The organism is Ruegeria sp. E5 (genome assembly GCF_056534105.1).
In genome coordinates this window covers 553347-574783 of sequence record NZ_JBQFPA010000002.1, presented here as the reverse complement: position 1 = coordinate 574783, position 21437 = coordinate 553347, and the positions used below count along the sequence as shown (strand labels likewise).

Here is a 21437-nt window from a genome sequence, read left to right as displayed (position 1 = left end):
CCTTAGGCGAAGGCGGGCATGACGTCCGCGATGAACCGCTCTAGCGAGGCTTTCTTGCGCTCAAAGCTCATCCCACTGTCGATCCAGAAAGAATACTCATCATATCCAAGATCGCTATAGCCCTTGATGCGTTCGATTGCTTTGTCGGGCGTGGCGATCACGTTGTCCCGGATCATCGCCTCGGGCGAATAGAAGGGATGGTTAGCGATGTCGTCATCGCTCAGCGCCTGGATCAGTCCCTGCGACACTGGGCGTTCGTTTTTGAACCACGCACCGAAATAGCAATAAAAGCGATTGATCTCTTCCGCCGCGCGACGGGCATCCGCCTCGTCCGAGGCGATATAGGTGTGGTTCAACAGCATGATTTCGGGGCGCGGGACGTCATGGAATTTGGCGCAGGCTGCGTTGAACGTATCCATCAGCCGGGTGATCTCTTCGTCGCCCTGCCACAAAGGGGTGACCTGCACGTGACAACCGTTCGATACCGCAAACTCATGACTGTTGGGATCGCGCGCGGCAACCCAGATCGGTGGACCGTTTTGTTGCAGAGGCTTGGGCGAAGATGTGGTTGCCGGGAAAGAATGAAACTCTCCGTCCAGCGCATGATCGCCCTCCCAAAGACCCCGCACTGCCGGAACAAGCTCGCGCATACGCTGGCCTGCCTCCCAGGCGTCCAGCCCCGGCACCATCCGCTCGTATTCATAGCTGTAGGCGCCACGCGCGATGCCCAGATCCAAACGGCCATTCGTGATCATGTCCGTCATTGCGGCCTCTCCGGCCAGCCGGATCGGATGCCAGAACGGAGCGATAACGGTTCCGGTTCCCAGACGCACATTGTTGGTCTGGCGTGCCAGATCGACGATATTCAGGAACGGGTTCGGCGAGATGGTGAAATCCATCCCGTGATGTTCGCCGGTCCAGACCGCATGCATACCACCCGCATCAGCGATCTTGGCCAGTTCTATGAAGTTTTCATACAGCTCCTTCTGGTCCTGATCGGGAGAGGTGCGTTCCATATGAACGAAAAGCGAAAACCGCATGTCAGTGACCTCCTCGTGTAATCGGGCGAACCTCGCCGCTGTTCTTGTTTCCGTAGTAAATGCCAAAATCTCCCAGCCGGGATTCCTCGGACAATCGTTCCAGCATGGTTCGGGTCGCCGTGTCGGTTACAGTGCCAAAGGATACGACGTCCAGCGGGACGAAATTACCTTTCTTCGGCTCACCATCTGCGGCCTGACACAGAAACGCGATATGTTGACGCTTTTTCTCAGCATCCTCGTAAACCGAATAAACAAAGCCCGGCTCTGCGGTCAGCCCGGTGGCCTCAATCAATTGTTCCAATGCCGCTGAAACACCTTCTGACCCAACCACTGCCTCGGGCGGTGCAAGCGCGCCGTCACCGGCATCGATCAACAGAACCTCACCTGCGCGTTCGATCAAGGCTGAGACGATCAGGCCGGTGTCCTGCATCAAGGCACCAGCAGCTGTTGATGGTGTTACATAGGCCCCCCTGACATATCCGAGACCGGGTGCCGGAGTATTGTCGAAGGCTTTGACCTCGCCGATCAGGATCACATGATCCCCCGCTTCGACGGTTTTGTGCATAGAGCAGTCAAACCAAGCCGACGACCCATCGATCAACGGCGATCCCGCAGGTCCACGCCGCCACTCGACGCTGGCAAACCGGTCTTCGACGGGCCGGGCAAAGGTATTGGATACCTCGATCTGTGTCTCTGACAGGATATTGACGGCAAACCCGTCAGCGGCAATCAATGCGTCATAGTTCTTTGAACTGTTGGCGAGACAAACCAGCACAAGCGGCGGGTCTAGTGAGACGGATGTGAACGAGTTCGCGGTAAACCCGATCGGGTTACCTTGGGTATCATGCGAAGTAACCACGGTGACGCCCGTCATGAACGCTCCAAATGCATTTCGCAGCGTGCGGGGATCAAGCGAGGTCATTGCGCAATCCTTTCTTCGGCGGGCTGGCCGAGCCATTCAACCAGATGCGCTGTTACTTCATCGGGTGCTGTCAAGTTCACCATATGTCGGTGGCCTTGGATCACAACGGCCCGACCGTTTTGAACTGCTGCGGCCATAGCTTGTGACATAGCCGGGGTTGAGTTCGAGTCTCCGTCACCGGTGAGCGCCAGAAACGGGCACGAAATCAGATTCATCTTGCTGGCGTAAGTGGCATCGCCCCGCGCAAAAGCGGAATAGGCGATGGCGTAGCCTCGTTGATCCACAGACCCAAGCCACGACGCCACCTGCGCACGGGCAGCCAGATCACCCGGACTGTCACCAAACCAGCGCGACAACGGCGTTTCCAGATCAACTCGACCCGCGCTGATTTCTGCGGCCCGTTGGATGACTGCGGCGCGGGCTGAGGCATCGCGACAGAAGACGCCGTTCAGCATAGCAACACGGCTAGTGATATCGGGATACTCTGCCGCAAAGCCGGCGGCAATCAGTGCCCCCATTGAATGCCCGATGATTGCGACCGGAGCCAGATTCAATGCGTCGACAACATCATGTATCCAGCCGACAAAATCCGGCAATTGGCTTCCAGATAGCAGACGGTCACTGCCTCCATGCCCCGGCAGATCAACCGCAATTACACGGCAATGCTGGCTCAGCGTGTCAAACTGAGGGCCCCAGGCCGCAGATTGCATGCCTACGCCATGGATCATAAAGACCGGTTGCCCTTCGCCCGCCTCTCTGAACGCGACTGATCGGCCCGAGTTAGACAGCTGCAGGGTTGTCAACGTCATGACCAAGTTCCTCGATGTCCTGATAGCGATCCCCGATCCGGTGGTGCGGCCGCCCTCCAATCGATGCACCCAGTGCAATCAGAATCTCATCTGCCGCAGGTGCATCTGCGACCGAAGTCTGGATCGTAAGGTAGTGAGAGCGACGACCGCCATCATGTTTGTCCATCAAGGGGATCAGCAGCGGCGCATTGGCCGGGCCGCGCGTATTGCAGAAGGAAAGGTAGGATTTCGCTCCAACTGCTTTGCGATAATGATTGCCAAAATGCAGCGTGTGGATCAGGGCCGACGCATGCTCGACCTCTCCGTTCAAGCCCACAATCGCGGATTTTCCATAGGCTTCGACCCGGTCGCCGCCACCTGAAGCATCCAAAATCATTTTGGTCAGCAACTCCCCCAATCCGGGGGCGCAATCGCGGATCGCGGGGCCAAGATCTTCGACAAAACCCTGACCAGCCCAAGGGTTCCGAATGACAGCTATTGCGGCAATTAGCTTCAGCGGAGTGTCCGCCAACTTACCACCCTCGATCAGAGTGTCTTCGACATGCAGAAGCGTTTTTCGAATTTCGGCGGACATGGTGATTCCTTTGGCAAGCCTTTGGTCGAGAATATGGTATACCATAATACGATATGTCAATCATACTTGTTCCGGATCCGTACCACAGATATGAAAGCGTCGATGATGAACACCGACTCCACCCTACAAAAGATCGAAAAAGCACCGCAAACCTTGCGGGATATCGTGCAAGCGCGCCTGCGCGAAGCGATCATCGCCGGGCATTTTGCCCCCGGTGAGCGGCTTGTTGAACGCCCGCTTTGCGATCAGCTTGGTGTCAGCCGCACCGTCATCCGCGAGACGATCCGGTTTCTGGAAGCCGAAGGATTGGTTGAGATTATCCCCAACCGCGGGCCAATCGTCTCGACCCTCAGCTGGGACCAAGCGCGGCAAATCTATGACATCCGCTTACAGCTAGAAGGCTCAGCCGCCGCCGCCTGTGCACAAGCGCATGAGACAGGTTTCGCAAACGATCTGGGCAAGGCATTGAAAGCAGTGGGCGCGGCGCAGAATGACACCGAATGGTCAAATCTGCTACAGGCCACAACTCGCTTCTATGAACTGATTTTTCTACAGGCTGGGCACAGCATCGCCTGGGATGTCGTGCAACGTCTGAACGGCCGGATCAGCCGCCTGCGGGCCTTGACCCTCGCAGCGCGGAATCGAGAGCGTTCTGGGATGAGCCACATGACTGCCATCCATGATGCCATCCTCAGTGGTGATCCTGCCAAAGCCCGAAAAGCAGTCGAAAGCCATATCGCGGATGCTGCACAGACCGCGCGCGGCTTTTTGGAAAGCTCTGAAACCTGATTGCTCGGCAATTGAGCCAGAATTCCAAGATTCTGATATCAAAGCTTTCAAAATCTGCGTATTTTCGTCAGGACCGCCCTGATCTCACGAAAGAACCGGAATGCCGCGTCAGTCTGCTCCCAAAGACCTCAGTCTCAAATGGCTGGAACTGTTTCAGATATGTGCGCAAAAGGGCTCGCTACAGGCGGCCGCCAAGGAAACAGGGCTGACGATCAGCACCGTTTCCCATCACCTGCGCAATCTCGAAGACCATCTGGGCGTTGAGCTGTTCAACCACACCCGTAGACCCATGGTTCTGACCCCAAAGGGCCGGGTCTTCCTGCGCAATATCGACGATGCGCTGCACCTGATCCGAAAGGCCAAGGCCGAAGCGTCTGCAGGAAGCATCACCGAGGCCAGCTATCTGCGTTTCGGCACGATCGAAGACTTCGACAGCGACATCATTCCAGAGCTGGCGGTCTATCTATTCGCGAATATGCCCGCCTGTGATTTCATGTACCACACGGATTCCAGCCACGCGATTATCGTTATGCTGCGCGACAGGCAGTTGGATCTGGGGATTTCCACTACTCCTAGCGAACGTATGCGCGATCTGCAGGATCGCCCCCTTCTGCGCGATCCATTTGTGATCGTTTTGCCTGCGGTGAGTGACAAGTCTTTGCACGACATTGTTGAGGGTCGAACCAAATTGCCGTTTCTACGATATTCCAGCAATCTGATCATCGCGCGCCAGATCGAGTCCCAATTACGCCGGATGGGGATTTCGTCCTCTCACAGGTTTGAATGCAGCAACAATCAGACGCTGATGTCGATGGTGTCCTCCGGTGCGGGTTGGACCATCACGACGCCGCTGCTGTATTCTCGGGCAAAGCGGTTCCAATCAAAGCTGTGCATGCACCCATTTCCGGGCAAGAGCTTTGCACGCACACTGGCGCTGGTCGCGACGCCGGATTGTTCAAGATCAGTGATTGAGCTTGTGGATGCCAAAACCCGATCATTGATCAATGACCGCATCATTTCCCCACTGCGCGATGATATCCCGTGGCTGACGGATAGTTTCAAACTTATCGAATAGCACTGGATCAGCTTTCAAAGAATGTTGAAGCGATCTCGGATTTGCCGATCCTGTTCGTCTGACAGGTATCTTGGCGTATGGGTCTGCAAAATTTCTTGCGCCCGATGTCGCGCGCGGCTCCAGGCATCTTGCGCTCCGTTTTCTGCCCAAGTCCGGGGCTCATCCCTGTCTGCGAGTGAGGGATAAAAGTAATCCCGTTCCATGGCCGCAAAAGTATGCTGACCACCCAGAAAATGGCCCTCGCCCAGAACTGCTTCGCAGATTGCGTCAAAGCCCAGATTCTCGTGTGTCACCTCTATCCCCCTCAAAGCGCGGTAGGTGTACGAGTGCATCTCATCATCCAGCACGAACGCCTCAAAACTTGCACCCAGCAACGAGGCCGTCATGCCCGAGCTTTCATAGATCAGATTACCACCTGCCAGCGCCGCCGCCATTGAGGTCAGTCCCTTTTCCATCCCGTATTGAGCGTCGATCGCCTTGGCATCAGACATCGAACAGGCCACGCCTGACGGCAGCCCAAGCCAATTTGATAATTGTGCTGATGCTGCATTCAGGACAGCCGTCTCTCCGCTGCCACCTGAGAACGCGCCGGTCCGAAGGTCAATCACCAGTGGCCAATTTGAAAAGACCATAGGAAACCCGGGCTGGATCGCGTGGACCATTACCAGACTCGCAAGAGTTTCTGCCAATGACTGCGCCAGAAAACCAGCCAAGGTCGCTGGTGCAGTCGCGCCGGCCTGAGCAGCGGTGATGCAAGAAATCGGAATATTGTGTTCGATGCAGGCGTAGACCACATCCACTGCGTCTTCGCCGTAGCGCATCGGCGAGATCACCGGGCTTATATGTGCTTTCATGAACGGGCGTTTTGCGAATTCGCCGGGTCCCCCGGCTGCGATATCTAATATCTCAACAATTGGCGCAACGTGCTGCGCCAATGTAAAAGACGTCGCGGTGGGCTTGGAGGTATTCTTCAACAGCGCATAGACGGTGTTCACATCCAGATCGAAGGTTTCCTCCAGATCGGTTGCAACGCAACAGCGCGTGAACCAGCTGACATTTGGCAAGACATCTTGAAGACGCGTGAAATCATGCAAGTCCTGCAAGGTTGAAGGCCGATAGCGACCACTGCGCAGATCAAGCGTCTGAACCGCCGCCCCTCCGGTTCCGAAATAGACGCGATTACCGCCAACTTCGATGGATCGGGCTGGATCACGCCCGTGCAGAACGAAGGTCTTGGCTGCCTGATCAATCGCCTGTTCCACAAGTTGAGGCGAAAAAAGTATCCTCCCCTCCCCGCTATCTTGCGCCCCAACCGCCAACAAATCAGAACGCAAGCGATCCGGCACCTCGCCGATCCCCAGCTTCTCAAGAAGATCCAGAGCTGTGTTGTAAATCCGCTCAAGCTCAACCCCAGTCAAGGGTTTGTAAGCGCCTCCCGGTTGACCTGGCGGACAGGGGTCGAGCGCAGGCTTTTCAGCCCGCTGTGCGATACGTCCTTTTCGACCGGACCTTTTCGCCTGCGGCGCAGCCATTTGTGATCCTCCAACCGCATCAGGTGGATCAATTCAACTAAACGCCTAAAGCCAATTTCAACCGCATTCGAATTACTACGAGTTAATGAGCTTTTATTTTCGATTTTTTACGTAACAATATCCAGCCGCTTGTGAACCAACTGACAGAACAGGCTAATCCCCAAAAGACTACGTACCGGAGGGTCCTTGATGAAATCGCGCACTAAAGTGGTCGTCATTGGCGGCGGTATCGCCGGCTGCTCGACTCTGTATCACTTGACCCGTGAAGGTTGGTCCGATGTGGTGCTGGTCGAGCGCGATGAGTTGACCAGCGGCACAACTTGGCATTCGGCCGCGCAGGTGACCAATTTTGGCATGAACCAGACCATGGTTGGTCTGAAGACCCACTCGATCAACCTGTACAAGGAACTGGCCGAGGATCCGGACTATCCTATCAACTACCATCACGGTGACGGTGGCATCCGGCTTGCAAATACGCCTGAGCAGATGCAGGGGTACCATCATTTTGCGTCTATGGCGCGCGGAATGGATGTGCATTTCGAGGTCATAGATGCAGAGGAATGCGCCCGCCGGCACCCGTTGATTTCCACCGACAACCTTCTCGGTGGGCTATGGGATCCGCTAGATGGCGACATCGATCCGGCTCAACTGTGCCAAGCTCTGGCACGCCGTGCGCGCAAAGCCGGGGCCGAGGTATATCGCAATACTCCGGTCACAGGACTGACACAGCACAAGGACGATACCTGGACGGTTCACACGGAACACGGCAATATTGACTGCGATATCGTAGTTAACGCTTGTGGTTATCGGGTCAACGAAGTGGGCGCGATGATGGGCGTGCACCACCCTATCGCTTCGATGGAGCATCAGTATTTTCTGACAGAAGAAATCGAAGCGATCCGCGACGCAGGCCATCGGATGCCCCTGCTGCGCTGTCCGATCAGCGACTATTATTGTCGGCAGGAGAAGAACGGCTTGCTGGTCGGCTTCTACGAGCAGGATTGCAAAACCTGGGGCATGGACGGGATCGATCCGAATTTTGTGAACGCGCTGTGCCCTGACGATCTGGACCGCGTGACGGATGTGCTGGAAGGTGCCTTCGCACGCATGCCTGCACTGATGGATGTCGGTATTCATACAGTGGTGAATGGTCCGATCACCTACACAATTGACGGCGCACCTTTGGTCGGGCCAATCCCCGGAAAGCGCAATGCTTTCTGCATCATCGGCCTACGCGCAGGTCTAGGTGAAGGAGGAGGCCACGGCTGGCTGCTGGCCCAACAGATCGTTCATGGCGAAGCCTGCTATGACACCTGGTGCCTTGATCCGCGTCGGTTTACCGGCCACACAAATGTGGAGCTGACCGCGCTGAAAGCCATCGAAGATTACCAGAATGAATTCCGCTTTCATTTCCCGCACGAACACCGGCCTGCCGGTCGCCCCGCCAAAACCACACCGCTGACCCCCATCCTCGCAGCAGAAGGGGCTGAATTTACAGTGGTCAACGGTTGGGAGCGGTTCGACTATATCAAGCCTGCGCCTGATTTTCACCCAACGCTGAGTTTCAGTTTTGATGAGGCCTTTGACGTCGTCGCGGCGGAAATCAGAAACCTTCAGGAAAATGTCGGACTGGCCGAAGTGAACGGCTTCAACCGGCTGGAAATCACCGGAACCGATCGGCATCGGTTTCTGGATCGGATGATGTGCGGCGCGGTGACAAAACGCGACGGGCGGGTCGGCCTTGGTTATCTGCTGAACCACCACGGGATGGTCAAAGCCGAGGCCACCATCGCCAACCTGCCCGCGAGTGATCGCGGCCCGGCACGGGTCTGGTACGGGTCCGCCGCCGCCAGCGAATACCATGATATGGACTGGCTAAAGGCGCATCTGCATGATGGCGAAGATGTGCAAATCCGCTCACTCACCAATGATCAGACAATATTAGTGCTGGCCGGACCCAAATCGCGCGACGTGCTGTCCGCTTGTGCTCGAGGAGACTGGTCGCGAGAAGCTTTTCCCTGGCTGTCAGTTCGCGAGTGCTTTGTCGGGTCCGCGCCAGCAACTGTATTGAATATCAGCTTCTCAGGGGAACTGGCCTACGAGATACATGTCCCGAACGCCTCACTATACGCGGCCTATCTGGCGCTCAGAAAAGCTGGCGAGACGCGTGACTTGAAATTATTTGGTGCTCGCGCCGTCGAGTCCATGCGGATGGAGAAAGGGTTCTTGCACTGGAAAGCCGATCTGCTCACAGAGTTCGACCCGTTTGAGACCGGTTTGGATCAGTTCGTGAAACTGACCAAAGGCGATTTCATTGGCCGAAACGCGTTGCAGAGACGCCTTGAGAACGGGCCTCAAAAGAAACTGGTAAGCCTGAAAATCGATGCAACCAAAGCACCGGCGCATGGTGGAGCCTCCCTGATGTTGGACGACATGGTTGTTGGTACGATCACGTCAGGTGACTGGGGCCACAGAACAGGGCTAAACCTTGCTTACGGCTTTGTGAATCCGGAATTTTCCGAACCCGGCAGCCGAATGCAACTTGACCTGTGCGGAGAAATGATCGCGGCCGAGGTGATTGCGCCGTCCCCGTATGACCCGGACCTCTCACGCGTGCGAGGCTAATCCCAAAGTTACTCCCCGTTTCGATAGGCTGTTGGTGTCTGCCCGAATTGCATCCGGAACGCCCGCGTCATTGCGCTTGGGTTCTCATACCCGCAGCGGCTGGCGATCTCGGCCACGGACTGCTGGGTCTCGACCGCAAGTTTACGCGCCAAATTCAGACGCAGGCGACGATAGAGCGCCTGCGGTGTTACACCCAGCTCGGACAAAACCCGGGTCTCAATCTTCTTTTGAGAGCACCCGAGCTGACGAGCGATATCCTTTATCATTACTGGCGCATCCAACGTGCCCTGCATGACGCCCAGCACCCGATTCACCAGCCTGTCTTCGGATTTCATCTGTGATGAAGCAGCACTTGGTTCACCACGGTTCATCAGAAGATGCGCCACCTCCATCGACAACAGCGGCCCGTGATCCGCAAGAATCAGAGCAGTCGCCAGATCATAAGCAGCCATCGCGCCTGAACAGGTGATCCGGTCCCGGTCGACCACAAAACGTTCCTGCACGACCTCGACATCGGTAAAAGTTTCTTCGAACCGGGAAAGTTCATCCCAGTGAATGGTCGCGCGATGCCCTTCCAACAGTCCCGCACGCGCGAGCAACCAACTCCCTGTGTCCAGACCAGCCAGTTTGCGATGACGGGTTGCGGCCCTGCGCAAAGCGCGATGAGTATCGGGAACCGAGTGTTCCAGATACCCATAAGACGGCATGACAACCAAAGCATCACCCGCCTCAATGCCCATCGCTCCATGCGGCGCGACCTGCAACCCGCTGGAGCTTTGGACTGGCGCACCATGGGGTGAATAAAACTGCCAGGCATAGAGATCCTGCCCCGCCAAAGTGTTCGCCGCGCGCAATGGCTCAACCATGTTGGCGAGGCAAAGGTTCGAGAACCCGTCGAACAGCAAAAAGTTATAGATCTGGGTCAAATTTTTCTAACTCGGCATGATATCGTACGATTACTGCATGTCATTGTGTCAGGCAATTACGTTTCATTGCCAATCAGACATCAGGGGAACGCGTCATGCAATTTGGCTTAACCGAAGAACAGGAAATGATCGTCTCAACAGTGCGGAGCTTTGTTGAGAACGAGATTTACCCCCACGAAGCTGAGGTCGAACGCACCGGACAGGTGCCGCAAGAGCTGGGAGACGAAATCAAGCGGAAATGCATCGAACTGGGGTTTTATGCCTGTAACTTCCCCGAAGAAGTTGGTGGCGCAGGTCTCTCGCATCTTGATTTCACTCTTGTCGAACGCGAGCTCGGCCGAGGATCGATGGCATTGACCCATTTCTTCGGTCGCCCGCAGAATATCCTGATGGCCTGCAACGCCGACCAACGTGAACGCTATTTGTTGCCTGCCGTGCGTGGCGAAAAGATGGATGCTCTGGCTATGACCGAACCTGACGCGGGTTCAGATGTTCGGGGCATGAAATGTCAGGCCGTACGCGATGGCGGTGACTGGGTCGTCAACGGTTCGAAACACTTCATCTCGGGCGCGGAGCACGCGGATTTCTTCATCGTATTCATCGCAACAGGTGTGGATGAAACTCCGAAAGGCCCTAAAAAGCGGATCACTACATTCCTCGTAGATCGTGGTACGCCGGGTTTTGAAGTGCGCGAGGGGTACAATTCAGTCAGCCACAAAGGCTACAAGAACTATATCCTGTATTTTGACAATTGCCGCCTGCCTGACACACAGGTTCTGGGCGAGGTCGATGGCGGTTTCGCCGTGATGAACGAGTGGCTCTATGCAACGCGCCTGACGGTTGCTGCTTTTTCGGTCGGGCGCGCGCGGCGCTGTTTTGATTATGCGCTGAACTACGCGGCTGAGCGCAAGCAATTCGGCCAGCCGATCGGTAAGTTTCAGGGTGTCGGCTTTCAGATCGCCGACATGATCACCGAGATCGACGCTGCTGACTGGCTGACGCTCGCGGCCGCATGGCGTCTGGATCAGGACTTGCCCTCAAATCGCGAGATTGCCTCGGCCAAGCTTTATGCTTCGGAAATGCTGGCAAAGGTCACGGATACGACGCTGCAAATCTATGGTGGCATGGGTCTGATGGACGACTTCCCGATCGAACGGTTCTGGCGGGATGCGCGCGTAGAACGTATCTGGGATGGTACGAGTGAAATCCAGCGGCATATCATCAGTCGTGATCTGCTGCGGCCTCTGGGTGCCTGAGGCCCGAATGAGCAAGGATATCTCCCGTCTTCTACGCCCGGAATCCATCGCGGTGATCGGCGGCGGCGCGTGGTGCAAGCAGGTTATCCTGCAATCGGAACGCATGGACTACGCAGGGAAAATCTGGCCTGTCCATCCCAAGGCGGATGAAATTGCCGGGCACAACGCCTACGCACGGATTGAAGACCTGCCATCGTCCCCGGACGCGGCCTTTGTTGGCATCAACCGTCACGCCACCGTTGAGGCCGTTCAGGTTCTGTCAGACATGGGCAGCGGCGGCGCAGTTTGCTTTGCCTCTGGCTTCTCGGAAGCTGCAGCCGAGGATCAGGCAGGAGGAGATTTGCAATCAGAGTTGATCAATGCAGCAGGCAGCATGCCCATTCTTGGGCCAAACTGCTATGGCTTTATCAATGCGCTTGATGGTGCGCTATTGTGGCCCGATCAGCATGGAGCCGCTCGGGTAGATCGAGGCGTTGCCATTCTGACCCAGAGCTCCAACATCTCGATCAACCTGACTATGCAGAAACGAGCCCTGCCGATTGCCTATATGGTGACTTGCGGGAACATGGCGCAGACCAGCCAGGCTGAGATTGCCATGTCGCTGATCGATGATCCACGGGTCACTGCCGTCGGTTTACATATCGAGGGCTTCAAGGATATCCGCGAATGGGAGGCCCTTGCTGCCAAGGCACATCGGAAAGGCGTGCCTCTGATCGCACTTAAGGTGGGTGCATCCGAACAGGCGCAGGCAGCAACAGTTTCTCATACCGCCTCACTGGCTGGGAGCGATACGGGTGCGCAGGCTTTGCTAAACCGGCTGGGCATCCCGCGCCTGTCCTCGCTGCCCGAGTTTCTGGAATCCTTGAAACTGTTACATTGCTATGGGCCTTTGCCGGGGGGCAACATTGCGTCGATCAGCTGCTCGGGCGGCGAGGCCAGCCTGATCGCAGATATGGCGATCGGCACTGGCCTCAGATTTCCAGAACTGTCCAGAGACAAGCAAACCCGATTGCGCGATGCGCTTGGTCCGATGGTCGCACTAAGCAATCCACTCGATTACCACACCTATATCTGGCGCGATGAAGAGGCGATGGCGAACGCCTGGGCGGGAATGACTGGCGACGACATAGATCTGACATTCACGATCGTTGATTACCCGACCACCGATCCCACAGATTGGGCCGCTGCCACGCGTACAGCACAAAAAGTGCGGGCAGATACGGGTGCGCGTTTTGCCGTGGTTTCTACCCTGCCCGAATTGCTACCTGAGGATGTAGCACAAACCCTAATGGAGGCCGGTGTGGTACCCTTCATGGGTCTCCGCGAAGCCCTTTCTGCCACGCGCGCGGCGGGTCAGGTCGCCGCACCTGCAAGCGTGCTAGTCTGCTTGCCGGGTACGTCTGATGTCACGCATACGCTGTTCGAAGCCGAGGCCAAGCAAGCTCTGGCTGCCCATGGTTTGCGCATCCCTCGGAACAGGTCCGTTCGTGGCGCAAAGGAAGCCCTCAGCGCGGCGCAAGAAATGGAAGCGCCATTTGCTGTCAAAGGCGTCGGCCTTGCCCACAAGTCCGAACATTCCGCTGTACGATTGAGGGTTCAGGCTGCCGATGTGACAGGTGTGGCAGCGGATATTGGAACTGATGAGATTCTGATCGAAGAGATGATCACGGGTGCGGTGGCTGAAATCCTCGTCGGTGTGGTGCGGGACCCTGCCCATGGCTTTGTGCTGACAATAGGGGCCGGTGGTGTCTTGACCGAAATATTGCGCGATACCACCTCTCTTCTGGTCCCGGCAACATCCGACAGTATTCGCGCTGCTCTCGGCGAACTAAAGATCGCGTCATTGCTGGCAGGCTATCGCGGCCAACCAGCGGCTGATATGGATGAAATCGTTGCCGCCATTCAGGCCGTTCAAGACTATGTAATGCAAAATGCCGAAACGCTCGGCGAGGTCGAAATCAACCCGCTTCTCTGCACGCCCACCCGGGCGGTGGCGGTGGATGCGCTTATCAGAAAGGCCTGAGAAATGGACCCGATCAAGACCCGCCGTGACGGCGCAATTCTCGAAGTGACGCTGGATCGGCCAAAAGCCAATGCGATCGATCTAGCTACCAGCCGCATCATGGGGCAGGTATTTGCCGAGTTTCGCGATGATCCCGAACTGCGCGTCGCGATCTTGACCGGAGCAGGTGACAAATTCTTTTGCCCTGGCTGGGACCTGAAGGCAGCCGCCGAAGGCGATGCCGTAGATGGAGATTATGGTGTCGGTGGCTTTGGCGGTTTGCAGGAGTTACGCGATCTGAACAAACCGGTCATCGCGGCCATCAATGGTATTGCCTGTGGTGGCGGGCTCGAGCTTGCGATTTCAGCCGATATGATCCTGGCCGCTGAACACGCAACTTTTGCCCTGCCTGAGATTCGATCCGGAACCGTTGCAGATGCGGCGAGCGTCAAGCTACCCAAACGCATTCCCTACCACATCGCGATGGAGCTATTGCTGACTGGACGCTGGTTCGATGCCGAAGAAGGTCAGCGTTGGGGCTTGGTCAATGAAGTCCTGCCTGCCGATCAACTGATGGATCGTGCCTGGGAATTGGCGCGTCTGCTCGCCTCGGGTCCTCCGCTGGTTTATGCTGCGATCAAAGAGGTCGTGCGCGAAGCTGAAGACAGCAAATTTCAGGACGCCATGAACCGCATCACCAAGCGCCAGCTGCGCACCGTCGATATCCTCTATTCCAGCGAGGATCAGCTTGAAGGCGCAAAAGCCTTCGCTGAAAAGCGTGATCCGGTCTGGAAAGGAAAATAAGTTCAAAACACCGCTGCCTTCATCGCATTGGCGCAGTTTTGCTCCAATCGCTCAGCTAAGCTTGTTTTTTGTCAGAACACACTTTTACTATCCTGCAATTCAGGCCACAGCTACTTTATCTGGAAGAAGGAATGTCAAAGCGGCCCGATGCAGGACAAGAAAACAGAACCAGAACTTGAGATCGGGCGAACCCTGCAGCGTTTGCGACAGGAACGTCAGCTCACGGTGACCGAACTCGCCGCGCAGTCAAAGGTTTCCGCGCCGATGATCAGCCGGATCGAAAATGGTCATGTGTCGCCGTCCCTTGGTACCTTACACGCGTTGGCAGATGCACTATCTGTCTCTCTGATGGCGATGTTCAGCCATACCGACACGACCTCGGATGTGCATCACGTTCAGGCGGGAACCGGGTTGCCGTCGCGGCGTATCACACCAGACCATGCCCATGACTATCTACTGCTCGGCAAACACAGCGGGCCTAGCGGGTCATTCCAATCCGCACGCATCCGCATCTCAAAACAAGACCAACGCAAGTTGCCTAACTATCAGCACGAAGGCTACGTCTTCATCTACATGATTGAAGGCAGCGCCATCTATGGCTGTGGGACCGAAGAGTTCCAGATGTCAGAAGGTGACACGCTCAGCTTCGACGCCAAGCTCCCACATGGGGTACGGGTCATCCTGTCAGACGAAATTGAATTCGTGACCGTGTCGACGCGACCGCATTGATCTTTGCAGATGCCCTAGGCTCCACGCCGCGTTTGCCATCCGATCAGACTGAAACACGCGAACACTACTGCAGCAACACAAACAATGGATGGCCCTGCAGGCGTATCAAACATGTAAGCAGCCCGTAGCCCGGCGATTGCGGAGAATGCGCCAATCGCCGCCGCAATCAATGCCATCGCTTCCGGAGATCTGGCCAGACTGCGCGCAGCCGCCGCCGGGATGATCAGCATTGCAGCAATCAGTAGAACACCTACGACCTTTATCGCCACGGCCACTGTAACTGCCAGAGACAGCGTCAGGATCAACTGCTCTCGCTTGGGGTCAAAGCCGCTGGCATAGGCCAACTCTTCATTCATGGTCGCCGTCAAAAGCTGCGACCAGCGCCATACGATGAAGGCCACGACAAGCGCTGCCCCCCCCCAGATCACAACCAGATCGGTGCGTGACACGGCCAGAATATCACCGAAGAGATAGGCCATCAGGTCGATGCGAACACCGGACAGGAAAGATACGGCGACCAGACCGAAGGCAAGTGCAGAATGTGCTAGAACACCCAGCAGTGTATCCATCGCGTAACCACGTCCGGACAACAGTGTCACGGTAAGTGCCATTGCAAGCGCAACAGCTAGCGCCCCAGTAAAGACGGACAACTGAAACGTCAGCGATAAAGCGACACCCAGGATTGCCGCATGGGCGGTGGCATCCCCGAAATAGGCCATTCGACGCCAGACAACAAAACACCCCAGTGGTGCCGCAGCAAAAGCAACGCCAACACCTGCAAGCGTCGCGCGCGTCATGAAATCATCCAGCATTATTCTGCGGCTTCCTGAGAGGTTTCACAGTGACCGTGATCGTGATCATGGTCGTGATCATGGCGATAAAGGGCCAGTGCGCCTCCGGTACCCGTTCCGAACAGGGCCCGATATTCCGGGGCCGAAGCTACGACTGCGGGGGACCCTTGGCAGCACACATGACCATTGAGACAGATCACCCTGTCCGACGCGCTCATGACCACGTGCAATTCATGGCTTATCATCAATATGGCGCATCCGGTTTCACGCCGGACCTCTTCGATCTGACGATAAAACGCCGCAGACCCCGGTTGGTCGAGACCCTGAGTGGCTTCGTCCAAAAGCAGAACGTCGGGCCGATTGATCAACGCCCGCGCCAGCAAAACGCGCTGAAACTGTCCGCCTGACAATTGCGACATTTGGCGCTTTAGCAGATCCGGCACCCCAGCAGTTTCAAGCGCTTCTGTACATTGAAGCCTAGAGACACGATCCGTCAGACGCATGAATCTTTCGACTGATATCGGCAGGGTCGGATCAATGTGCAGTTTTTGGGGGACATACCCGATTTTTAGCCCAGGCTTCAGCGTAACCTTACCTTCTGCAGGCTTGGTCGCGCCAATGACGGCACGCAACAGGCTGGTCTTTCCCGATCCGTTTGGACCAACGATCGTCACGATTTCACCAGCCTCAATCGTCATGCCGACATGGCGCAGAACGGTATTCGCGCCATAACGCACGCTGAGATTTTCAACGGTGATCAGGGTCATGTCTACGCCTTCTCGGTGCAGTCTGGGCAGAGTCCCTCGGCTTCTACAACGGTTCGCTCGATTTCGAAACCCGCCGCGCGCGCGGCTGCGCCGAAGACGCCATTGGACGGTGCCGACTGAGCTTCGGCGACAGCGTCGCATTTTCTGCAGATCATGAAGGCCGGGGAATGGACCTCTCCGGGATGAGAGCAGGCCACAAAGGCGTTCAAACGTTCAATCTTATGGACGAACCCGTACTGGACCAGAAAATCCAGCGCGCGATAAGCCACCGGCGGCTGCGAACCAAAACCGGCTTCGCGCAAACGATCAAGTATAGCGTAAGCCCCAAGCGACTTGTGGTCTTGCAACAGCATTTCAAGGACTTTTCGCCGCACAGGGGTTAGCCGCAACCCTTCTTCCCTGCACCGCGCATCCGCTGTGGCCAACGCCGTTTCGACGCAATTCTTGTGATCATGCTCCTGAAATCCTACCGGCGCATCTTCACCAACCGAAATGGGGCGCATCTCACTTGTCATGTTATACCATATCATATATGCCGCTCGTAACGTTATAAAATCACACAGAGGGTCTGATGTCCAGAAAGCTGCTCCCACTATCGATTACCGCTGCATTGATGGGCGGAACCGCCATGGCGGATGCACCCAAGGTTGCGGTTGACATCGCACCCGTTCACTCACTCGTGGCCCGGGTGATGGAGGGGGTAGGAACGCCTGAATTGATAGTGCAGCCCGGTGCCTCGCCACACGAATACAACCTTCGTCCGTCAGAAGCAGCCGCACTGCAAGAGGCAGATCTGGTATTCTGGATTGGCGAGGACCTGACCCCGTGGATGGAAGGCGCTGTCGAGACGCTCAGCGACGGGGCGACTGTTACGGTGTTGCTTGAGTCGGACGGAACGGTTCTGCTCGATTTCCGTGAAAGTGCTTTGTTCGAAGCGCATGACCATGGCGACGACGAAGATCATGGGGATGACGATCACGACCATGCTGAGGATGATGGTCATGATCACGACGACCACGACGATCATGCAAAAGACGATGACCACGATCACGAGGATCATGCCGAGGACAAAGAGCATGATGATCATAATCATGACGAAGAGCATGCGGATGAGCATGACCACGATGATCATGAGGACCACGCCGGACATGACGACCATGAGGGCCACGCGCATGGCGAACATGATCCGCACGCCTGGCTCTCTCCGGTCAACGCAGAAATCTGGCTGAAAACGATCGCGGCGCAGCTTTCTTCGGCTGACCCAGACAACGCAGGTGCTTATTTTGCAAATGCGGCAGCTGCGCGTGAAGAAATGGCTGCTTTGTCAGCGGAAGTGGCCGAAACGCTGGCGCCGGTCAAAGGTGGCAGCTTCATCGTGTTCCACGATGCCTATCAATATTTCGAAGATGCCTTTGGCTTCCCGGCCTCGGGTGCAATTTCCCTCAGCGATGCGACCAATCCAAGCCCGGCAAGGATCGCCGAAATTCAGGGGCGTATCCGCGACGAAGGTGTGGATTGTGTCATGGCTGAACCCCAGTTCAACCCCGGAATTGTCGCAACCGTTCTCGACGGCACCGAAGCTAAAACCGGCATCATGGACCCGCTGGGATCTGATCTGGAACCCGGAGCGGATCTGTACCCGCAACTCATCCGCAATCTGGCCAAAACACTGTCTGAGTGCCTCTGACTCAATCAACAGCCCGGTTGGGATTTGGTTCCAACCGAGCTGAAGTCTGAGTGGTCTTTCCACTCATCGCTCCAACAAAGTCATCAGTATTCGGCTACCGGCCTCTCTAAGCTGTCCAATTTGGCGGCTAAGCTGCCGGCGCAAGTCAATCATCGCCAGCGAACTTTCGATGCCGCGCTCGACCAGAGGTTGGATCACGCCAATCTATTCCTCCAGAAACGCCGCCTCCACACCTGTACGGTCGGTAAGATCAAATTCTTGTCCGGATATCTTAGCCTCAAGTCTCGCGCGCAACACGATTGCAATCGCCTGTCGCTGCTCGCCAGATACGCCTGCACCGCACTACTGCACCAGCATGTTACATCCGTGCAGATGCGCCCCTGCGATATGATCGACGAGCGAGAGTACAGCCTTGCGATGTACCTCGTCATCGGTGACGCCCAGATGGCCTGCAATTAGGTTTTCCCGCAGAGTCCCGGAAAATAGCCAGCAGTCCCGCGGCATGGCACCTATATTGCGCGTGTTGTCCGCAGGATCCTCGGCACGGGCATTCAATCCGTCCAGCATGACCGAGCCGTCATCGGGTTCATAAAGGCCCAGGGTCAAGCGCGCCAAAGTGCTGACGCCGTTGAAATCGATCTGACCATCAATACTGGACTCGCGCGCATCGCGGCTGAGGAAAGACTGTGCCAAAAGGCAGGATACCCGAGTGATCGGCACAGCAATTGCCGGATCTAAAGCAAGCGGCCCGCCAATCGCCCAGATCACGCCACGAAAACGAAAGGGAAGGGCAGATCGACCAAAGCAACCAGCGAGGCAGACGTAAAGAAATCCCGGACGACCTCAAAATCCCGAAGGATCCAGGCCATGCGTCCATTCTGCCCGCCCAAGGCTTACATTTTAAGCGCCATCAACTGATTGAACAGCCGCTCGGTGATCTTCAGGTCCGCCCGTTTTCCCGCTGTATCGATGAACCGTGTCCGCAATTTCTTGATCAGGAAATCGAACAACAGTGCAAGGCCAACCCCGAAGACCAGAGCCAGCAAGCTATCAACCACTTCGTTTGGCAGAATGAGGTCATGAACGACCATGGTGAACAGCGACGTCGTCGGCCCAAGCACACTTATCACCATCGCGGCCAACATATTCTGAATGTAGACCACGCGCAGATCGCTGAACGCAGACTAAAACCATTGGCCTTGTGGGGCAGAGCGGTCCTCGTCCGAACGGCGCGAGCATTATGCGCGCAATATCCAGGGCGTCTTGCGCAGTCGTGTTTCCTGTCGCCGCCAGATCTGAAGATCGCTGAATCCGCTGCTGGCATCGATCACAAGAAAGCGTTGGTGTCTTCTCGATCCAGAAACGCGAAAGATTGCACAGCTGCATCAAACGCCAGGACCAGAAACAAGTTCGGGTCCAGTTTCAGCAACCGCGCTTTCCCGAAACCCGCCTTTAGCCCACCGCTTCCACTGCGCTGACCGCCTAGGCGACTTCATTGCCCTAGAACACCCGAAAGATATCCACCTCGGACAACCCAAGACCCAAATGCTCTGTCAGAAGTCGGAGGTGCGTATTCAGCGGGTTAGTCGCAGTCGGGTTCACGACGGATATCACAAGGTTGGATCGGTCGGCTGTGCAACACCCAACGCGTCCAGGATATCGCCCGTGACCGCCAGCACGGCATATTCTGCACGACGTGCCTGAGCCTCAAGCTGGATCACCCGAACCTGCGCAAGATTCAACTCGCGCAACGCATCCAATATCTGTACCAGCGTGCTGCGCCCGATATCAAACTGTCCACGAGCTGCATCCAGCGCTTGCTCATTGATCTCGACAGCGCGCCGGGCTGTGGCGAGCCGTCGCTGGATTGAATTGGTCTCTTCCAAGGCTTGGGAGAGATTACGTTGCAACTCGCGCCGCAATTCTTCTTCATCAGCCCTGCTTTGTTGAAGATTCGCCCTTGCGGTTTCGACATTGGCGCGCGCGGATCCCCCTTGGTAAATCGGGACCGTTACACCCAATCGGGCCTGCACACCGTCGTCGATTCTGCCCTGGTCGAAATCTGTCTCAAGAATCGCAGAGAGTGTTGGGCGGGTCGCTCGTTCGGCAACCACAACCTCTTGCGCACGCACTTGACTGAAGGCGACCTGAGTACGCAGACGCGGGCTGCGTGCAACCATTTGCTGCGAGGTGGCCGCTGCCAGAATGGGTGCGGGGGGGATGGTCGGAATTATATCGGGTCGCGTTCCGAAGACTTCGACCCATGTTGCCGTCGCCAGTTCCACATCCGTCTGAGCCTGCTCTAATTCTGTCTCGGCGTTAGACTTCCGCCCCTGCCCCGCCAGCAAATCTGCCACCGACCCGGCCCCGGCATCAAAGCGGGACTGGAGGTCGCTGACCAAAACGTCCGTACGATCCAGATTCTGCTGGGCTTGTTCTTCGAGGCGGCGATTTCGATCCAGATCAATTATGGTTTCGATGGCCTCGAAGCTCAGCGCGCTCAGCTCTGACAATTCGTTTAACCAGGTCTGCCGGGCTTCAATCTGACGCAAACCCACACGACCCGAGACTTTGCCACCATCATAGATGATCTGGCTAAGCCGCAGGATCGGTACGGTATCCCCATCGGACGTCAGGGATGTCTCGGCCTCGATCTGCGGCAGGAATGCACCCTGCTCGGCATCAATGCGGGATTTCGAAGCCAGAACGCTGGCGGCTCCGGCTGCGGTGGTGGGCGATGTCGCGACAGACCTTCGCACCAACTCAGCGAATTCAGTGTGTGCGACATTTCCCTTCAGATTATTCCCCCCCGATAAGGGAGCGGGGGCTGGTGTCGCCCCGGGATCAAAGGACTTGGTTCCCTGTAAATCCTGACTGCAGCCCGCCAAAATAATAGTGGCTATCACAACCGACAACCATGCCCTCATCCCGCCAAAGCTCCTGATTTCAACTCTGAGATAAGCAACAAATTTCCAGTCAGTTAATCGTGGAACTTGTTGCCCGCATTTTGCGTTACAGGAGAAAGTGCGGTAAAAAAGTAACCATATTCTTTACGAGTTTAATGTTCTGGCACGACATCAGTTTATCAAGATGCGTGTCCAGAAAAATC

20 protein-coding genes are annotated in these 21437 nt (G+C 56.3%); 8 read left to right on the top strand and 12 right to left on the bottom strand.

Annotation, left to right across the window (positions count from 1 at the left end):
- Positions 1-2: 2 nt before the first annotated feature.
- Genes ACR0BI_RS10745 through ACR0BI_RS10730 form a run of 4 tightly spaced genes read right to left on the bottom strand, consistent with a single transcriptional unit; the run spans position 3 to position 3345 of the window.
- Complete coding sequence (locus tag ACR0BI_RS10745) at positions 3-1040, bottom strand: LLM class flavin-dependent oxidoreductase (protein WP_480562045.1); 1038 nt, start codon at positions 1038-1040, stop codon at positions 3-5.
- Between the two features lies 1 nt (position 1041).
- Complete coding sequence (locus tag ACR0BI_RS10740) at positions 1042-1962, bottom strand: flavin reductase (protein WP_170561568.1); 921 nt, start codon at positions 1960-1962, stop codon at positions 1042-1044.
- A complete protein-coding gene (locus tag ACR0BI_RS10735; RefSeq protein ID WP_480562047.1) occupies positions 1959-2771 on the bottom strand; it encodes an alpha/beta fold hydrolase in 813 nt (270 codons plus the stop codon). Before ACR0BI_RS10735 ends, ACR0BI_RS10740 begins: the two co-directional genes overlap by 4 nt.
- Complete coding sequence (locus ACR0BI_RS10730) at positions 2743-3345, bottom strand: amino acid synthesis family protein (RefSeq protein ID WP_170394379.1); 603 nt, start codon at positions 3343-3345, stop codon at positions 2743-2745. Before ACR0BI_RS10730 ends, ACR0BI_RS10735 begins: the two co-directional genes overlap by 29 nt.
- Before the next feature lie 102 nt (positions 3346-3447).
- Here ACR0BI_RS10730 and ACR0BI_RS10725 point away from each other — a divergent pair, with 102 nt between their 5' ends.
- Both ACR0BI_RS10725 and ACR0BI_RS10720 read left to right on the top strand, forming a co-directional pair.
- Complete coding sequence (locus ACR0BI_RS10725; RefSeq protein WP_170394376.1) at positions 3448-4134, top strand: GntR family transcriptional regulator; 687 nt, start codon at positions 3448-3450, stop codon at positions 4132-4134.
- Positions 4135-4234: 100 nt separating this feature from the next.
- A complete protein-coding gene (locus tag ACR0BI_RS10720) occupies positions 4235-5209 on the top strand; it encodes a LysR family transcriptional regulator (RefSeq protein WP_480562049.1) in 975 nt (324 codons plus the stop codon).
- Between the two features lie 14 nt (positions 5210-5223).
- Here the strand turns inward: ACR0BI_RS10720 and ACR0BI_RS10715 are convergent, their stop codons facing one another.
- On the bottom strand, positions 5224-6741 hold the full coding sequence (locus ACR0BI_RS10715) for a trimethylamine methyltransferase family protein (protein ID WP_170646954.1): 1518 nt from the start codon (positions 6739-6741) through the stop codon (positions 5224-5226).
- 189 nt (positions 6742-6930) lie between these two features.
- Between ACR0BI_RS10715 and ACR0BI_RS10710 the strand changes: the two genes are divergently transcribed.
- Positions 6931-9366: a GcvT family protein gene (locus ACR0BI_RS10710; protein ID WP_480562051.1), complete on the top strand. Its 2436-nt coding sequence runs from the start codon at positions 6931-6933 to the stop codon at positions 9364-9366.
- An 8-nt stretch (positions 9367-9374) separates the two neighbouring features.
- On the opposite strand, the gene ACR0BI_RS10705 is transcribed toward ACR0BI_RS10710, so the two are convergent.
- Positions 9375-10292 carry a GlxA family transcriptional regulator gene (locus ACR0BI_RS10705; RefSeq protein ID WP_480562053.1) on the bottom strand — a complete coding sequence of 306 codons (918 nt, stop codon included), beginning with the start codon at positions 10290-10292 and terminating at the stop codon, positions 9375-9377.
- Between the two features lie 95 nt (positions 10293-10387).
- Between ACR0BI_RS10705 and ACR0BI_RS10700 the strand changes: the two genes are divergently transcribed.
- From ACR0BI_RS10700 to ACR0BI_RS10685, 4 genes are all read left to right on the top strand, one after another.
- The gene (locus tag ACR0BI_RS10700) at positions 10388-11548 is read left to right on the top strand and encodes an acyl-CoA dehydrogenase family protein (protein ID WP_480562055.1); all 1161 of its coding nucleotides are present in this window, start codon (positions 10388-10390) and stop codon (positions 11546-11548) included.
- A 7-nt stretch (positions 11549-11555) separates the two neighbouring features.
- Positions 11556-13571 (top strand): acetate--CoA ligase family protein, encoded by a 2016-nt coding sequence (locus ACR0BI_RS10695; protein WP_480562057.1) that lies wholly within the window; start codon positions 11556-11558, stop codon positions 13569-13571.
- Positions 13572-13574: 3 nt separating this feature from the next.
- The gene (locus ACR0BI_RS10690; protein WP_170407705.1) at positions 13575-14354 is read left to right on the top strand and encodes a carnitinyl-CoA dehydratase; all 780 of its coding nucleotides are present in this window, start codon (positions 13575-13577) and stop codon (positions 14352-14354) included.
- Between the two features lie 147 nt (positions 14355-14501).
- The gene (locus tag ACR0BI_RS10685) at positions 14502-15083 is read left to right on the top strand and encodes an XRE family transcriptional regulator (protein WP_170801715.1); all 582 of its coding nucleotides are present in this window, start codon (positions 14502-14504) and stop codon (positions 15081-15083) included.
- Between the two features lie 14 nt (positions 15084-15097).
- Here the strand turns inward: ACR0BI_RS10685 and ACR0BI_RS10680 are convergent, their stop codons facing one another.
- Genes ACR0BI_RS10680 through ACR0BI_RS10670 form a run of 3 tightly spaced genes read right to left on the bottom strand, consistent with a single transcriptional unit; the run spans position 15098 to position 17156 of the window.
- Complete coding sequence (locus ACR0BI_RS10680) at positions 15098-15895, bottom strand: metal ABC transporter permease (RefSeq protein WP_480562060.1); 798 nt, start codon at positions 15893-15895, stop codon at positions 15098-15100.
- Complete coding sequence (locus tag ACR0BI_RS10675; protein ID WP_170407697.1) at positions 15895-16641, bottom strand: metal ABC transporter ATP-binding protein; 747 nt, start codon at positions 16639-16641, stop codon at positions 15895-15897. Before ACR0BI_RS10675 ends, ACR0BI_RS10680 begins: the two co-directional genes overlap by 1 nt.
- A gap of 2 nt (positions 16642-16643) precedes the next feature.
- On the bottom strand, positions 16644-17156 hold the full coding sequence (locus ACR0BI_RS10670; RefSeq protein ID WP_480562061.1) for a transcriptional repressor: 513 nt from the start codon (positions 17154-17156) through the stop codon (positions 16644-16646).
- A gap of 56 nt (positions 17157-17212) precedes the next feature.
- Between ACR0BI_RS10670 and ACR0BI_RS10665 the strand changes: the two genes are divergently transcribed.
- Positions 17213-18328, top strand: a complete 1116-nt coding sequence (locus ACR0BI_RS10665) for a metal ABC transporter solute-binding protein, Zn/Mn family (RefSeq protein WP_170635873.1) — start codon at positions 17213-17215, stop codon at positions 18326-18328.
- A gap of 342 nt (positions 18329-18670) precedes the next feature.
- On the opposite strand, the gene ACR0BI_RS10660 is transcribed toward ACR0BI_RS10665, so the two are convergent.
- The 3 genes from ACR0BI_RS10660 to ACR0BI_RS10650 all read right to left on the bottom strand — a co-directional run bounded on the left by ACR0BI_RS10660 (position 18671) and on the right by ACR0BI_RS10650 (position 21087).
- Positions 18671-19096 carry a P-loop NTPase family protein gene (locus ACR0BI_RS10660; protein ID WP_480878660.1) on the bottom strand — a complete coding sequence of 142 codons (426 nt, stop codon included), beginning with the start codon at positions 19094-19096 and terminating at the stop codon, positions 18671-18673.
- 125 nt (positions 19097-19221) lie between these two features.
- Positions 19222-19491 carry a 6TM ABC transporter family protein gene (locus tag ACR0BI_RS10655; RefSeq protein ID WP_170635875.1) on the bottom strand — a complete coding sequence of 90 codons (270 nt, stop codon included), beginning with the start codon at positions 19489-19491 and terminating at the stop codon, positions 19222-19224.
- Positions 19492-19938: 447 nt separating this feature from the next.
- Positions 19939-21087 carry a TolC family protein gene (locus ACR0BI_RS10650; protein ID WP_480562066.1) on the bottom strand — a complete coding sequence of 383 codons (1149 nt, stop codon included), beginning with the start codon at positions 21085-21087 and terminating at the stop codon, positions 19939-19941.
- Positions 21088-21437 lie beyond the last annotated feature (350 nt).

What these genes read in the sequence shown, in the direction of transcription:
- ACR0BI_RS10745 (WP_480562045.1), bottom strand. Translation starts at nt 1,040, where the DNA reads ATGCGGTTTTCGCTTTTCGTTCATATGGAACGCACCTCTCCCGATCAG.
- ACR0BI_RS10740 (WP_170561568.1), bottom strand. Translation starts at nt 1,962, where the DNA reads ATGACCTCGCTTGATCCCCGCACGCTGCGAAATGCATTTGGAGCGTTC.
- ACR0BI_RS10735 (WP_480562047.1), bottom strand. Translation starts at nt 2,771, where the DNA reads ATGACGTTGACAACCCTGCAGCTGTCTAACTCGGGCCGATCAGTCGCG.
- ACR0BI_RS10730 (WP_170394379.1), bottom strand. Translation starts at nt 3,345, where the DNA reads ATGTCCGCCGAAATTCGAAAAACGCTTCTGCATGTCGAAGACACTCTG.
- ACR0BI_RS10725 (WP_170394376.1), top strand. Translation starts at nt 3,448, where the DNA reads ATGATGAACACCGACTCCACCCTACAAAAGATCGAAAAAGCACCGCAA.
- ACR0BI_RS10720 (WP_480562049.1), top strand. Translation starts at nt 4,235, where the DNA reads ATGCCGCGTCAGTCTGCTCCCAAAGACCTCAGTCTCAAATGGCTGGAA.
- ACR0BI_RS10715 (WP_170646954.1), bottom strand. Translation starts at nt 6,741, where the DNA reads ATGGCTGCGCCGCAGGCGAAAAGGTCCGGTCGAAAAGGACGTATCGCA.
- ACR0BI_RS10710 (WP_480562051.1), top strand. Translation starts at nt 6,931, where the DNA reads ATGAAATCGCGCACTAAAGTGGTCGTCATTGGCGGCGGTATCGCCGGC.
- ACR0BI_RS10700 (WP_480562055.1), top strand. Translation starts at nt 10,388, where the DNA reads ATGCAATTTGGCTTAACCGAAGAACAGGAAATGATCGTCTCAACAGTG.
- ACR0BI_RS10695 (WP_480562057.1), top strand. Translation starts at nt 11,556, where the DNA reads ATGAGCAAGGATATCTCCCGTCTTCTACGCCCGGAATCCATCGCGGTG.
- ACR0BI_RS10690 (WP_170407705.1), top strand. Translation starts at nt 13,575, where the DNA reads ATGGACCCGATCAAGACCCGCCGTGACGGCGCAATTCTCGAAGTGACG.
- ACR0BI_RS10685 (WP_170801715.1), top strand. Translation starts at nt 14,502, where the DNA reads ATGCAGGACAAGAAAACAGAACCAGAACTTGAGATCGGGCGAACCCTG.
- ACR0BI_RS10680 (WP_480562060.1), bottom strand. Translation starts at nt 15,895, where the DNA reads ATGCTGGATGATTTCATGACGCGCGCGACGCTTGCAGGTGTTGGCGTT.
- ACR0BI_RS10675 (WP_170407697.1), bottom strand. Translation starts at nt 16,641, where the DNA reads ATGACCCTGATCACCGTTGAAAATCTCAGCGTGCGTTATGGCGCGAAT.
- ACR0BI_RS10670 (WP_480562061.1), bottom strand. Translation starts at nt 17,156, where the DNA reads ATGACAAGTGAGATGCGCCCCATTTCGGTTGGTGAAGATGCGCCGGTA.
- ACR0BI_RS10665 (WP_170635873.1), top strand. Translation starts at nt 17,213, where the DNA reads ATGTCCAGAAAGCTGCTCCCACTATCGATTACCGCTGCATTGATGGGC.